General features: G+C 59.8%; 15 protein-coding genes. 3 read left to right on the top strand and 12 right to left on the bottom strand.

The genetic code is table 11. The annotated features are described in order from the left end of the window. Window positions 1-17: 17 nt before the first annotated feature. The 5 genes from ACFWEM_RS21110 to ACFWEM_RS21090 form a co-directional block, all read right to left on the bottom strand. The gene (locus tag ACFWEM_RS21110) at window positions 18-455 is read right to left on the bottom strand and encodes an urease subunit beta (protein ID WP_378536654.1); all 438 of its coding nucleotides are present in this window, start codon (window positions 453-455) and stop codon (window positions 18-20) included. Window positions 456-484: 29 nt separating this feature from the next. Beyond that, window positions 485-787 (bottom strand): urease subunit gamma, encoded by a 303-nt coding sequence (locus tag ACFWEM_RS21105; RefSeq protein WP_003943837.1) that lies wholly within the window; start codon window positions 785-787, stop codon window positions 485-487. A gap of 51 nt (window positions 788-838) precedes the next feature. Further along, window positions 839-2,518 (bottom strand): ammonium transporter, encoded by a 1,680-nt coding sequence (gene amt, locus ACFWEM_RS21100; protein WP_378536652.1) that lies wholly within the window; start codon window positions 2,516-2,518, stop codon window positions 839-841. Window positions 2,519-3,092: 574 nt separating this feature from the next. After that, a complete protein-coding gene (locus ACFWEM_RS21095; RefSeq protein ID WP_378536650.1) occupies window positions 3,093-4,088 on the bottom strand; it encodes a squalene cyclase in 996 nt (331 codons plus the stop codon). Window positions 4,089-4,179: 91 nt separating this feature from the next. Then, a complete protein-coding gene (locus ACFWEM_RS21090; protein ID WP_378536648.1) occupies window positions 4,180-4,875 on the bottom strand; it encodes an Imm52 family immunity protein in 696 nt (231 codons plus the stop codon). A 245-nt stretch (window positions 4,876-5,120) separates the two neighbouring features. Between ACFWEM_RS21090 and ACFWEM_RS21085 the strand changes: the two genes are divergently transcribed. Further along, window positions 5,121-5,258 (top strand): hypothetical protein, encoded by a 138-nt coding sequence (locus ACFWEM_RS21085; protein ID WP_378536644.1) that lies wholly within the window; start codon window positions 5,121-5,123, stop codon window positions 5,256-5,258. A 285-nt stretch (window positions 5,259-5,543) separates the two neighbouring features. On the opposite strand, the gene ACFWEM_RS21080 is transcribed toward ACFWEM_RS21085, so the two are convergent. The 6 genes from ACFWEM_RS21080 to ACFWEM_RS21055 form a co-directional block, all read right to left on the bottom strand. Next, window positions 5,544-6,221: an SMI1/KNR4 family protein gene (locus tag ACFWEM_RS21080; protein WP_378536642.1), complete on the bottom strand. Its 678-nt coding sequence runs from the start codon at window positions 6,219-6,221 to the stop codon at window positions 5,544-5,546. Continuing rightward, complete coding sequence (locus tag ACFWEM_RS21075) at window positions 6,221-8,980, bottom strand: hypothetical protein (protein ID WP_378536640.1); 2,760 nt, start codon at window positions 8,978-8,980, stop codon at window positions 6,221-6,223. Before ACFWEM_RS21075 ends, ACFWEM_RS21080 begins: the two co-directional genes overlap by 1 nt. Beyond that, entirely contained in the window at window positions 8,977-9,315 is a 339-nt protein-coding gene (locus ACFWEM_RS21070) for a hypothetical protein (RefSeq protein ID WP_029254242.1), read from the bottom strand. The genes ACFWEM_RS21075 and ACFWEM_RS21070 overlap by 4 nt, the downstream gene beginning before the upstream one ends. Before the next feature lie 62 nt (window positions 9,316-9,377). Beyond that, window positions 9,378-9,770, bottom strand: a complete 393-nt coding sequence (locus ACFWEM_RS21065) for a hypothetical protein (protein ID WP_095969688.1) — start codon at window positions 9,768-9,770, stop codon at window positions 9,378-9,380. Window positions 9,771-9,861: 91 nt separating this feature from the next. Beyond that, window positions 9,862-10,545, bottom strand: a complete 684-nt coding sequence (locus tag ACFWEM_RS21060; RefSeq protein WP_378536637.1) for an MspA family porin — start codon at window positions 10,543-10,545, stop codon at window positions 9,862-9,864. A 590-nt stretch (window positions 10,546-11,135) separates the two neighbouring features. Then, a complete protein-coding gene (locus ACFWEM_RS21055; protein WP_378537162.1) occupies window positions 11,136-11,987 on the bottom strand; it encodes an arabinofuranosidase in 852 nt (283 codons plus the stop codon). 251 nt (window positions 11,988-12,238) lie between these two features. Between ACFWEM_RS21055 and ACFWEM_RS21050 the strand changes: the two genes are divergently transcribed. Together ACFWEM_RS21050 and ACFWEM_RS21045 are read left to right on the top strand one after the other, a co-directional pair. Next, complete coding sequence (locus ACFWEM_RS21050; protein ID WP_378536635.1) at window positions 12,239-12,733, top strand: DUF1877 family protein; 495 nt, start codon at window positions 12,239-12,241, stop codon at window positions 12,731-12,733. A gap of 402 nt (window positions 12,734-13,135) precedes the next feature. Beyond that, on the top strand, window positions 13,136-13,516 hold the full coding sequence (locus tag ACFWEM_RS21045) for a hypothetical protein (RefSeq protein ID WP_378536633.1): 381 nt from the start codon (window positions 13,136-13,138) through the stop codon (window positions 13,514-13,516). Window positions 13,517-13,950: 434 nt separating this feature from the next. On the opposite strand, the gene ACFWEM_RS21040 is transcribed toward ACFWEM_RS21045, so the two are convergent. Next, window positions 13,951-14,223, bottom strand: coding sequence for a hypothetical protein (locus tag ACFWEM_RS21040; RefSeq protein ID WP_024488045.1), 273 nt, complete (start codon window positions 14,221-14,223; stop codon window positions 13,951-13,953). Window positions 14,224-14,270 lie beyond the last annotated feature (47 nt).

Genomic DNA, 14,270 nt, shown 5'->3' with positions numbered 1-14,270 from the left:
TCCGCCTTGAACGAGAATCAGTCGGTTTGAGGTTCGGACAGGAAGCCGAGTTCTTCGGCACGCTGGACGGCTCCGGGGAGCCTCGGCCGGTAGGCGGCGTGGGTCGGCGCCCAACCGTCGACAAGTCCGTTGAAGCCTTGAACCCGTTGCTTGCCGCCGAACGGCACCAACGTCACTTCCTTCTCGTCGCCCGGCTCGAACCGGACCGCCGTGCCCGCTGGAATGTCGAGGCGCCAGCCGAAGGACTGTTCACGATCGAAGGACAACGCGCGATTGACTTCCATGAAGTGGTAGTGCGAACCCACTTGGATGGGACGGTCACCGGTGTTTCGAACTCGCAACTTCAAACGTGGACGACCCTCGTTGAGTTCGATCGGCTCGTCCCGCAACACGTATCCGCCGACCGGCACTTTCTTCTCGCCGCTGGAATCCTTCTTCGTCGATTTGCTTGCCATCTTGGAGTGCTCCTGACATCTCGGTCGGGCTACTGGATCGGGGAGTGCACGGTGACGAGCCGGCTACCGTCGAGGAACACCGCCTCGACCTGCACACGCGGGATCATCTCTGCGACGCCTTCCATCACGTCGTCGACCGTCAAGGCGTGCGATGCGTCGGCCATGACCTCCTCGAGAGTCTTGCCCTCCCGAGCTCCCTCCAGAGCGGCTGCAGTGATGACTGCGACGGACTCCGGATGATTGAGTTTGAGCCCCTTTGCCTTTCGCCTCAGTGCGACATCCGCCAACATGAGAATTGTCAGCTTGTCGAGTTCTCGCGGTGTCAGATGCATTCCGAACGCTCCTTGTCGATCATGCGGTAACTCCCTGTCGTCGAATACATGTCAGCTCCCCTGTTCCGTCGCTTCGGTGAGAGGTTCGGCCGCTTGCTGGACGAAACCGCTCCTCCTGCCGCCCGAGTACTCGTTGATCGCGTCCAGAACCGCCTGGGCATGTTCCGAGGCGACCAACACCTCGACACGCAACCGCTCTGTGAACACGACGTCGTTGCGTTGCCCGCGGAACTTGAGTGAGGCCGAGTCACTCGCGGAGACATGCGCTTCCGATACGACTATCGACTCCGCTCCAGCCGCCAGCAGCGCCTCCCGTAGCTTCTCGGACTCGATGGTCTGCAACACCGCGGTGATGAGTTCGTGCTTCGGGGCGCCGAGGTTCGGAACAAGTTTTGCCCCGTCGACCAGGACGCCCGAGTCGAACCCGCTGGTCTGCGGCGCACCACCTGCGTCGACGAATGCGGCGTTGTAGCGGTACGCGTCCATGCCTTGCTGACGACGGTCGATGTCCACCTGGTCTTTCGGAGCCAGCTTGAGACCGATGGTCTTCTCGATGCCCGTGGCGATCAGCCAGGTCACCACGAACGAGAATGCGATGACGACGATCAACGCCAGCGCCTGCTCGCCGAGTAGTCCTACGCCGCCACCGAAGAAGAGTCCGTCGCGGCCGATCGAATTGATCGCCTTTTCGCCGAACAAACCGAGAAGGAGTGAACCGAGGATGCCGCCGATGAAGTGGACCGCGATGACGTCAAGCGCGTCGTCGAACTTGAAGATCGACTTGAGCGCGAGCGCGAAGTGGCAGACCAGTCCGGCAAGCGCGCCGATCGCCAACGCGGAGAAGGTGCTGACGAAGCCCGCGCAGGGGGTGACGGTCGCGAGACCGGCTACCGCGCCGGTGATTCCACCGATCGCCGTGGCCTTGCCCTCGGTATACCTTTCGATGACGAGCCAGACGACCATGCCGCCCGCTGCGGCGATGTGAGTGTTCATCAAGGCTTGTGCCGCAACACCATCGGCGGCCAATCCGTCGCCTGCGTTGAATCCGAACCAGCCGAACCACAGGATGCCTGCGCCGATCAACGCCAGAGGTACCGAGTGAGGGACTGCCTCGGCGTTGGGCCATCCCGGACGTTTACCAACCACCAGCAAGATTGCCAGGGCGGCGGCGCCGGCGGATGCGTGGACGACAATTCCGCCGGCCCAGTCCTGAGCTCCGCGGAGCGCCAACCAGCCTTCGGGGTTGAAGAGCCAGTGCGCAATCGGGGGGTAGACGATGATCGACCACAGCACGAGCAGAACGGCCCAGCCCAAGGGCTTGAGCCGGTTTGCGGTCGCACCGGTGATCAGCGCGGGCGTGATGATCGCAAACATCATCTGATAGACCACGAACGCCAGAGTCGGTACCGCGACTGCACCTTCGATCAGGTGGAAGCCCGGGGCGGCGGCAGTGTGTATGTCCTGCAAGCCGAACAATTTCAGGTCACCGAGGAAGCCGGAACCCCAGTCTCCACTGAACGCGAAGCTGTATCCGAACACGACCCAGGTAATCGAGACGAGTCCGAGTGGGACGAGGTTCTGCTGCAGCATGACGAGCGCACTGCTACCGCGCACCAGACCGGCGTAGAAGAACGCGAGTCCGGGAACCATGAACAGAACCAGGCCCGCGGAGATCAGCACCCACGCCGTGTCCCCACTGTCTATCACTGCTTCTGCTAACACCATTTCCATCGACATCGACGACCTCCGAGCATTATTCGGACCTGAACAAAGTCATTGGTTAGAGCAGCAATTCGCGACGTTCCGGTTCGCTGCGACAGTTACGCTACGCCCCATAGTTGCACCTTCTGAGCACAATCGGGGGAACATCCGGTTTTCACGTTTAGCAGATCATTCTTCTGGGAAAAGATGTGACTTTGCCTGAACATTGCGGACGCTCCACAACTTACAATTGAGGGATTAAATCTCGTCGAAAGTGGTTTGAGTTTCACGAAATTGGGAAAGTCGCCACAGGTGAGCGCGGCTTTCGTTGGACAAATGCCGCTTCCATCTCGGGACTTAGCTCCCTAACCGAGACAGCCGCGAGAGCCTTTCTTGATGACCAACGTCGGTGCCCCACCTATCCAATCGGGTAGGTAATTTCGCCAAACATCTTCTCACTTGTTCAGATGATTAACCATTACACCACTGAGGGCAATCCTGTCGTTAATACAGCTTTCATCCCAGACTGGATATTCGACTGAAATATCGAAGATCACCTTTCGATAACCTTTAGCGATGAATGACTTTTGCTGTAACGCTTTTGTTATGCAGTATCCCGAAGGGAGGATTGATCCCACCAGTCGAGCACACGCATACCGGACAAAGTCAGCCACTTCGACGGCTCCCCCACCTCTGCGTCGACCTCGAACCACACCCGCCCCGGTTGGCGACCGGCCTGGAGCCACGTCCCATCCGAGGCGCGAGCGGCCCGGATCATCTCGATTGCGTCCGCCATTCGCGGATCCGGGTCAATACCGTCAAACAACGACGCTTCACGGAAATACTCGGCCGCGTTGAGCACGTTGTATCGCCACCGGAACGGGTACGCGAACCGGCCGACCCAGGGCCCCACCGGTTCGCCGGTCGAGAGTCTCCGGAACAGACCGCGCCGCATCAAGAATTCCTCACCGGATCGTCGAGCCGCGCAAGTCTCATTTGTACCCCCGGTCGCGATCTCGTACGCGAGAAGCCCTTTGAGTGAATTGAGGGTCGAATGAAACGACGATCGCGTAGAACCTTCGATCCACTCGCAGTTCCACCCACCATCCGGAAGTTGATGCTGCACAAACCAATCAGCCAGTTCATCAACACGCATGTCGAGCCACACACCGTTTGCCACCGTCCAGGCGTTGATGCAGCAATCGACCTCGCCGCCCCAGTACGGCCGGCCCTCGTACTCCCAGCGACAGTTCTCCGCGAGCAGTTCTGCGGTACGACGCTCCCGCAGAACACTGGCGTCGAGGCCCCACTCACGCAATGAGTTGAGCGTCCAGGTTGTTGCCGTCCAGGGTTGCGAACTTTGTTCTGCTGCTTCGGGTCCCGCAAAGCCGAATTCTGACGGGAAGAACGCCCCACCCGCCCATTGGCCGTCTCGGTCCTGCAATGAAAGCAGGCGTGCACCAAATCCTTTGGTAGCGATCGCCGCGCGCGTCGCCGCCCACACAGTGGGCGCTTCGTTCAGCAGGTCGCGCTCCACCTGCCACCGAATCGCCGGATCCGAATCAAGGAGCCACGCGAGCAAGTCGGTTCGGGATGCCATCTGGCAATACTATCGAAAGGCGAAGCAGGCCATCCGGTTAACGCATTTCTCGACGTCTGATGCAATGGTGAACTCCGGACCCGTTGCGGGCCTACACCGGGTAACCCAACGCCGCCCGCACCGCCACTATGTCGGCGGCAGCGACCTCCATTGGCTTGTCCCCCAACCGAATCAACGTGCCAGTGGGCAGTTCCTCTACCACCGCAGATTGGGGCAGCGCGCTGCGATCGAACGTAACTCCGGAATGGAAGTACGTTTCCCATCCCACCTGGATCTGACCTCTAACTCGCGGTTGCAGATCGAGGTAGTCGCCGATGCTCCACCGAGCCCGATCCGGTTCCCAATGCTTGACGATCACTTTCATGATCGCGTCCCCGACATCCGGTTCGAGCAACCGTCGCAATTCGGGGGGAACATCCTTCTCCGTCGGCAACGACACCCGGACACTGTTGGGGGCACTGGTTTCCAGCCCGCCGACCCTGGCGATGATCCGCCGCGCGGTCCCGTCTTCGGGCGACAAGTCGACGTCGTAGCCCGGTCCCGGAGTGTCCGAATACCCCATCTCCTTCGAGCGGGAATGCTCGAAGATTCGCACCAACCCGTCCACGCTGAGATCTGCTGGCACCTTGTCGAACTCGGCAGTCGAGACCCACGGCAACGCCAACCCCGGGTCGATCGCTTCCAGATCGTCGAGGAAGGCCCGCATCGTCTGCGCCACTTCCTGACTCGACTGCACCCGTGTCCCCCAATATCCGGCTAAAGTCGGCCGCCGCCCGAACATGCTCATCGCCCCGCCCTTTCCAACCATTGAACTTAGGAGCCCACGCTCGGCGGTCGTCACCACGTCAGAGGAAGATGGAGACGCCATCACATTCGTGAGCTGGGCGGGAACGCCTGGTGTCAAGTCTAGGGTGCCAGAGCCCTCGTGAACCTTGGGTAGACGCACCTCCGGTCGTTCCGGTCGGCAATCCTGCTGCAACGCGGATGCTTCGGATATCGTCGGCGGCCCACTGGGCGCTTGGATCACGCTGGATGACGATCGTTCTGTTCCTGTACGGAAAAGCCTCCACCCTGGGGCGGGAGTTGTGTTTCGTCGATCAGCAACTCAAGGCCGAAGTAGGTGCAACTGCCCACGATCGCGTCGCCGGGTACCTTGCGCTGAGGCGATGATTCGGTCCGGTGGTAGAGCACGGTGACGCGAGAGTCCCAGATATCGGCCAGCCCCTGTACGACCCTTAACGCCAGCGCAATCAGCGATTCGTCGGCAATGGTGCAGGAAAACGAGTCGATGCGTGAGGTACCCCCCGAAACCGATCATGACCTTGAGATCCCTTGTGGTCAGACAAATTGATCATCTGCTCTTTGGAGACTGGATCCCAGGCACGTGCCACGTGGGGCAAGACCGCACACAAATTGCTTAGACTGTCTCCAGTCTGGATATCCAAGGCGCAGGCTCTAGGCACCGAGTCCGACGTTGGTCCAGATATCAAGGTAAGTGGAGTAATCGACCAGTTCAGGGGGTTCCGTCGATGACCACACAACACCCCTTGTCGATTCCTCACCAAAGTACAAGCAAAGATAACCGCCGCCGCCCGATCTGAATGTCGCGATGCAACGAGCCGGATCTGGGTACTCTTCAGGGGACAGCCCGTCCAGAATAGACCATTCAAAGCTGTCAATTCGAAACATATCTTCAAGAGGCAGTGGCCCGACAGTCTTACCGGCAATATAGTACCAACCGTTGTGCAAATTTGAATAGAAATTCTTTAGACTGGGGGGGAATTTATTCCAATACCCTGGAAGTTCATCACCATCCACTACCGGTGGCGTACCCAAATAGTAGAGATCGGTCCCGTCTGCCATTTTAATTTTATATAGAAGAAAGAACCTATTTTCAGACCTGAGCAACCGAACATCGGATAGATTCTCTTTAATGTTTCTGTAAGTGTCGCCCAATATCGGTCGCCCAAATACATCCCATTGGTCCAATATCCCCGAAATTCGAGCTGCAAGGTCACCATTTAGTGCATCCAACCAATAAATCGGAAGCGCCGTACGTTCAAGTGGTGTCAAGTCGTCAATCTCCACAAGCACGGGCGAGTCGATATACCGCGAAATCTTGACCAGATCCACTACTGAACTCCATTCAATATACTAGATATCATTTGACGAATTTCCTCAGTAAGATGAGTTTCGATTTCGATCATAGCATCCCGGAATTCAGGGGAAACCGGGATTCCGCCCTTCACATAGCCCCACCAGTCTGCCCAACTCTTGGCGCCCTTTGACGTATTCGCAGTCGGGCTCAAACCCAGGAAGTTATCGACGTAGTTCAATACTTGAATTTGCTGCTCGAAGGTCAACTGCGTAAAACCAGGCATGTCGAATATGACCCTCATCGGTACGGTGTGATCCGCCTCGAGGACGTCGGGCAATGTGAGCCCGGGAAGAACCGGGTCCGGTCCGCCACCTTCGTGATCAAGGTTAACTATGTCGCGGATCACATTTGTCGGCGTTTTTCGACGCAGCGACGCATACAATTGAGCTAAGTCAGCGGCCGTCAGCGGGTTGCCTTCGGAATCCAAGCGAGGATCCTCGGGTGCAGCCTCACCCGAATCAGATGACTGCTGCGGAGGTGATTCTGGACTTGTCTCGGCACCATCGGTGAGTGAATCTACGACTTCTTGCACCGCGTGAATGAAGTTCGACGCTAGTACCCGCTCGACGGATGAACGTTCGGTGGGATCTGGGCGGACCGTCGGATCGGCGATCGTGCTCGGATCGGGATCAAAGGGGTCGAACTCCGGGGGTCCGGGCTGGGTCGGCGCACCGGGAGTCTCGGGATCGACCGGAATGTGGCCTGGGTTGACCGGATCGACGGCCGGTTGCTCGCCAGGTTCGGGAGCCGAAGGTTGTTCGGGGTCAACGAATCCAGGTGTGGTGGTGCCGGGGTCTACTGGTGGTTCGAAACCCGGATCCGACGGTGTTGCCGGATCGCCTGAATCCGGCTCGCTGGAGGGATCTTGCGGCTGGGTCGGATCGTGATCACCAGGCAGACGCGGTACAGGCCGCGGCGTGGGCCTCCGAGGCGGCGGCTTCGCGGCAGGTCCGGCCGGCCCGGGCTGGGTGTGGCCGGGAGTGTCCTGCTCATGCGCTGGTGGCAGTTTCACGAACGGAGAAAGGACAGTGCGAAGAAGTGCCTGATCCTGCGGAGAAAGCAGGGCTATAGCCTTCACAAGCACTTCGGCGAGATCTACTCCGGCCTCGAGCGCCCATTCCTCGAGGCTTTCCATGCGGCCGAACAGTTCCGAATCCCCCAGACCCACACCTGCAAGGATTTGCGCGAACAAAGCTGCGATTCCAGCGGTGAGCATGAGCCCGGCTTCGGCTGCACTGAAGATGCCGCCGATGATCGGAATTCCTGCCAATTCTGCTTGGGGTGTGTCGGTTTCGTTCGGTGTAGCGGGCGCTGGGTCGATGGATGGGGATGTCCCGGCACCTGGTCCGTCCCCGCCGATGTCTCCGCTGATGTCCTCGGCCGGCGACTGTTGCGGGATCTGCTCCGGCACTTGCGCCGGAGCCTGCTCAGGGACTTGTGGTTCGGGCTCGACCGCGGGTGGGACTGGTGGTTGAGTGGGTTTCGGTTTCTGGACTGGTGGATTGGGGGCCTTGTGGCCTTCGACCTGCGGTGTCTCGTTCCAATGTGGACCGTCATCTGAGCGGGTGCCGTCGTCCTCACCGGAGATCTTGGTCGGGCGCGCCGGAGCAGAGGATTTCTTGCCGCTCTGTGTGCGATCCTGCGGGTCCGCCAAAATCGGATACAGCACATTCTCGATACCCGTGGTGTCGACGACCTGGACGAGTTGCCCGTCCCGGATCTCGTAGTGCGTCGGGATGGGTGTGCCGTTGGCGTCGTAGGCCCACGGGGCATCGATCGTCGAGACCGGGTTTCCGTCGGCGTCGAAGACAGTGACCGTGCCGTCGTGGTTGACGCTCATGTGACCGCCGGGCGGCACCGTCACCGGAATCACGGATTCGTGCGACGACGTTTCGTCGTGGATCAGGAAGAAGAACCGGCTTCCGCCGGTGATCGGATCGAACACCCGCAACGAGGACTGTCCGCCAGGTGCGTACGCAGTCGACGGCGACGCGGCAGTCCCGACCGCCTGGGAGAGTACTGATTCGGGCGTGCGGGGGCTGAAAGGTCCCGGCCGCCCGCGCACTCCAATACCCGCAGCGGTGAACGCCGCAGCGCCGATCAGGGCGAGTTCGAGATACCGGTCACGACTTTCGCCCTCCCCGGATGTAGCGACATCTGCTGCCGGGTCCGGAACCGGCTGGACCGGTGCGATATTCGAATCCGAATCCGCGGGGATCGGTCCGGGACCACGATCGGTGGTGGTTCCCTCACCCGGGGTGGGTGTGGGTGAGGGAACCGCTGATGCCGATGCATTGGGGAATGCACCGACACCAGTTTCCGAGGCCGGGGACTCGGAAGCAATGGGCGGAACCTCGATCGTCGGAACCGGGACGATGGGGGTGCCGTTGTAGGTGGGAAAGTTCGTCGGAGCATTGGCCCCGACATTCGGGCCACCGCCTGGAGCCTGCACACCGGGGAGCCCGACAGTGGTCGTCGGCGCAGCTGTCGCCGTCGTGGACGGCGCGCTCAGGCACGGGTTGATGATCTCTGGCGGGATGGGCGCACCAGGTGGCAGCGACGCAATGAGATTCAGGTAGATCTGATGATCACGTGCCCGCACCGCCGCGCAGTCTTCTTCCGGCGTCGCATTCGCCGGAGCGGCGGAGAGTGCGATTCCCGCACCGATCGCTCCGGCCGCTCCGGCGGCAAGCACTCCCGCGAGAGTCCGGCGAAGGCGTCTACCGGACTTCACCGGTGCGCACCACGATTGTCACTCTTCTTCGTTCGGAGTAGCGCGATGAGTTTGTCTGCGCCCCACCAGAACAACCGTCCGGAGATCGACATCCACAAGAAGAACGCCAGGTAAACCAGGATCGTCCCGTAGTCGTTCGCCCAGCCGGCGAGCTTCCCGATCACCGCGAATGCCGCGATCAGCAACCCCAGTCCAACTGCCGTAGCGATCACAGCCTTGGAGAGTGGACTGAGTTCACTGTCCGGATCCCAGTCATCAACGTCTGCAACGTCTTTACTATCGACGGCAGTGGATTCCGACTGGACACTGCGGCGTTCGGCGTTGTTGACGGTCATGGCTGAAACTCCAAATAGGAAGGGAGAGCAAGGACAACGGGTCGCCGGCGTTCGGCCTGGTATCAGTTCCAGTACTGCTCCGTCAGCACTATGTGCCCCTCACTGGCGGGGTGATTCGGGTCGGAGACAAAGACATTGGCATGCCCACCACGCGCTGCTGCTTCACCGAGCACAGCTCCTTCGAGGGCGTCGACCTTGCCATCGGTAACAGTTATCGCGGAACCAGGCGCCAACCAGACCCCCCTCAGCGAACCGGGAACGATGTTCGCAATCGCATCAGGAATCGGGCTCGCCGCCAGCGCCGCCGTTTCGGCATTCGAAAGTGAAAGTCCGATCCGGCCATGTTCCGGTTGCACGATCGGAGTTGCAGCAGATGCCGCGCCGGCGCCGAGAACACCGATCAGGGCGATACCTGCGGTGAGGGTTCCGGCAGTGGCCAAGGTACGAATCTTCATGATTTCTCCTTTGTGAGCGTGATGAGTAACCACCCCGGGACGGGACGGATCAGGAATTACTCGCCAGCAGCGCCGGCGAAGTGTGCAAGGGTCAGAGCCAGGTGGGATCGGAGTACACGAACAACGTGTTGTCGGACGTCGCCGTCGACACCGAGAGTTGTGCGTACGAGCGGATCGTCACCGGCCCCATGCACGCATCAACCTTCACGTGCACGTTCTCTGCCGTGATCGACGCCTTCGACGACTCGAGATCCTTCTTCCCCAACGGAATCGTCGTGATGGTCCCCGGCGCAATCGTCGACTGGATGCTCGGATTCACCGACGCATTCACACCCACGTTCGCCGACGGGACACCCGAAATACTCACACCGACAGACGGACCGAGCGAAAAGCCAAGCCCCAAGCCAAGTCCGGAGGAGACATCGATCTGGCAGCCGATCTGCAACCCCTGCTCGACATAACCGGTTTTCACTGCCGAATCACCCTGACCGCCGATCGTGCCGGTCACCTTCGCCGACACGAACCCCTCACGGGTGAACGCCGTCGTCGCCAGATTCGGCACCGGGTTCGCCGACAGTTTCGTGGCGGCAAGATCCAACGACCAGCCGTCATCGGTGACCGTGCTCGCGAATTTGTCCGCCAACGCCGTTGGCGTTGCCGATGCGCTCCCTGCGAAGACAACACCCGATGACAGCGCGGCAACCGCACACGCCGCGAGCCCTACCGCGGCCCTCGATCGACGATGGGATACGCCGTTTTGCGATTCGATCGACATGAACTGCTCCTCCACGTGACACAGCAACCAGAGCGGTAGCCGGCAACTAACTGAATTAGTTACCGGACGGTACCAATCGTCCTGTTTGCCCGCCAGCGCGCCATCTCCCCCATCTTGGATTTAGGGTGAACTTTCGGTAACAGATATATATCGACAGGCTTATCAGCAGCGAAAAGGACCTAGGTCCCACTATGAGCAAGGTCACGGTTTAAAGGTAAGAAGATCCCTCAGAAACAGTGCGGCAAATCGAATCGAACCCGCATTTCACGGGCCTCAGAGCAGTTGAAGGCCGAACTTGCGGGCATCAAGCCAGTGCGCGTACTTGAATATGAAACTAACAGGCATTACTTGGCAATCGATCGCAAATCAAGGCGCCCGAGCGGGGCCTGGGAGCGCAACTCTGCACGGTTCACGCGGAGATACTCACTTCGTGGTCGGCGCGAACTCGTCGGACCCACTGGCATCGCATCGTTAGCTCGTCAATCACTGATTCATGCAGACGACGCACACAAGTAGTACGCCAGTACGAGAAAAGGCTCTGACCAAGACCGGAGTCCTTGATCAGAGCCCTAACAACTCGGGGTCGAAAGCTATGCCGGTTCTCTCATGATGCCGAGATGCCGTGCAGTCCCGGACACCCCAGGAACCTCTTGCACAGGCGACCAGGTGTTCAGCCCGTCCGCGCTGTCGGAGTAGAGATACTTACCTTCGGTATAGGCGTCGAGATAGATCCGCCAGTCGCCGCTCGGCAACTGAACCACGGCCGGACCTTCGACAAGGGAGCCCCAATTCCCGGGCGGGACAAACGAATAAGGTCCCGTCGCCGAAGGAGCGACCGCATGCTCGACGACCTTCCTCGTCTCGTTCTTGGTGAACGCATGATAGGTCGATCCGACTTTGACCACGGTGGTGTCGATGTGGTCCGCACCGATCCCGGCGAGCGGAACAGGCGGGCTCCACAACCGGAGCGACGGTTCCAACGCCGTCATCAGATACGGCACAAATCCTCCACCGGTCGACATCGACAGGATGACGTTGACGCGATCGCCGTCCACAAACCATTCAGGCGCCCAGGCCTTGGTGACGAATGGTGACAGCGACGGTCCGTCGCTGAAACCGGCCGAACCCGAGAAGCCCGGCGGGCTCGCAGAACCGGTGCCATCTCCCGTACCAGGCATCAAGGCGCAGCAAAACGGAACCGGATAGTTCCCCAGCGGCGTCCAGTTGATGCGGTCGCTGCTACGTGCGAACCCGATGTTCGCCCCACCACCCGTCGTGTAGGTGAGGTAGTACAACCCGTCCGTGTTCCGGAAGATGCTCGGATCACGCACGAGCCCAGACGGCGGCCTGTACGCCGACTGCTGGACGAGCTGAAAGCCGGTGCCGTCGGCCGACTCGTAGACATCCATGTCACGGTCGCTGGCAATGCTGAACGCCACCATTGTGTATTTCCAGTCAGGCGGCGGCGCGGCGCTGCTGGCAGGGGCTGCGACCAGCAACCCCGCGACGACGAGGATCACCAGCGATACAACAGAAAGGCCGGTCCGTTTTGTCGGAATCACCGATGAAGTATGTATGACAGCAGGCCCACCATGGGTAACTTCGGCCGGAGGCAGAGCAGGATCGTTACCTAAGGCGATTCGTCTTGTAGTGACGGCGGGACGCCGGCAAGGTCGGCCGTTAGCATCACGCCATGGAACTTGGGGTGCATTTCGCGCTGTCAGACAGCGTGGCAGCGGAACTTCTGGACGCGCGCGGCGACGACGACAAACTCGGCGCTGTGGTCGAGGACATCGAGGAGACGGGCCGATCCGAGTTCTCGTGCGACACGGACAAGGCGTGGGATCCGATCCTGTGCGCCCTCTCCAGCACGGGGTACGAGCGCGTGTCCGAGAACTGGCCGGCCTACGGCGTGATCTTGGGGGACGAAGACCTCAACACCGACACCGACGACCAACTCGTCACCTACCTGGCACCCGATCGGGTCGCCGAAGTCTCCTCGTACCTGGCGGAAATCACCGAATCCGAGTTCGGCGTGCGCTACGACGCGATGCCACTCGACGACCGCAACCCGGAGTACGGCTCCGACGAGCGCGGGTACGCCTGGGGCTGGCTTCGGGAAGTGGCGGACTTTTTCCAGCGCGCGGCCCGAGAGAATCACCACGTGGTGTTCACCGTGCGGTTCTGACAGTCGAGAGCCCACTGCCGAAGCAGCGCGCCCTCGAAGAATGAAAGACCGCTTGACAGTGGCGCTCAACTGCGGAGGACCCTCTGCGCGGGTTCTTGCTCTGACAATTCCTGTGCCGCAGCGTTTCTGGGTGACCGAGTGCGTGTCCTTCTCGCAGCCAGACTTACCAGTAACGGAACCGTAACGACAGTCCGCGCGCTTCTCTGGCATTCACGATCTTGACCAGCAGATTCACTGAAACAGTTTATTCTTCAACGGATTTCCAGTAGTGAGCTGCATCTCAAACCAACACAATGGATTGCTCATTGTTTGCGACATGTCGTTGACTGTTACCGGAAGAATCAGACAAAGTGGCCCGTGGAGGCGCCAACTCGAGTGGGCCACCGACGAGGGAGAAGCCGAATGACGCACCTACGCAAGATGATTACCGCGGCCGCATTGATACCTGCCGGTATCGCAGCCATCGCACTCAGCGGCGCGGGCGCAGCATCAGCTGTTACTCCGATCGCCGACAACGGGCGCATCGGCGTGCAGATGAACCAGGGCGAGACGGCATTGTTCGGCCAGCTCAATGCCGGCGCTGCGATCGAAAGCATCACTAACTCCACCCAGATCGGCGTGCGCCTCGCACCAGGATCGCGCTTCGAGAGCGGCCCAAACGTCGTCTGGGGACGTCTCGACCAGTTCGCCAACGAAGCAGCCTCCCGTGGTGGAGAAATTTCTCTCGGCGTACTCAACCCGGCGAGGGGTTCACAGCAGTTCTTCTTCATTCAGAACTGGTAGTACCCTTCGCCGTCGAATTGATGCTTCGCTCTTCCTGTGGCGGGGCGGAGCATTTTTCGTTTCCCGTGGCCACGTTCGTCGCCGAGTGTTGAACAGGCGACGTTATCCCGGACGACTTTTGCGAGGACTGCAAACGGGCACCGATGCGTGCGGGAATTCCCTGTGCCGCTGCGTAATAACGCATCCACAACCGACCCCTGAGGCGAACGAATGAGGTGGACTCGCAAAGAGATAGCGATCATCGTGACCGCCACCGCGGTGAAACGGGTGCTGCCGTCATGGTGCGAAATGGTGTGACGCTGTTCCCAGCAGGATCCGGTCCCACAGGGTTCAGCGTGTGCATGGTGAATGGCAAGCAAAACAGCAGCGCGGGACCATCGCTGAGGTGGTCAAGACCGTCTTTGATTAATCGTCCCCGGACCGAACAAAAAGGACTACGGAAGCAATTCCAAGAATTCTTGGATAAATTCTCGAACTGCCGTCTCATTTTTGGATGCCTTCGCGGGATCGTCCCACCGCACCGCATTTACTATTTCAATCTGAAACCACGCACCCCTCAATTCCTCGAAATCGGGCGCATTTTCGGATTCACGTGCGTCCACATAACTCTCAAATATATCGACGAGCGTTTGTAAGGATATTTTACCTTCCCTGTAATCACGACTAACTTGCTCGCCTTCAGTGCGATATTTTCCGTTTCCCGTCATATCAACTTCACTTTCCTCTTAGCCGTCCAAATGAGGTCGTCACAACT

This window comes from Rhodococcus sp. NPDC060176 (assembly GCF_042728675.1).
In the GTDB taxonomy this organism is placed as follows: Bacteria; Actinomycetota; Actinomycetes; order Mycobacteriales; family Mycobacteriaceae; genus Rhodococcus_F.
The sequence above is the reverse complement of the archived record's forward strand: the minus strand, read 5'-3'. Positions and strand labels throughout refer to the sequence as shown.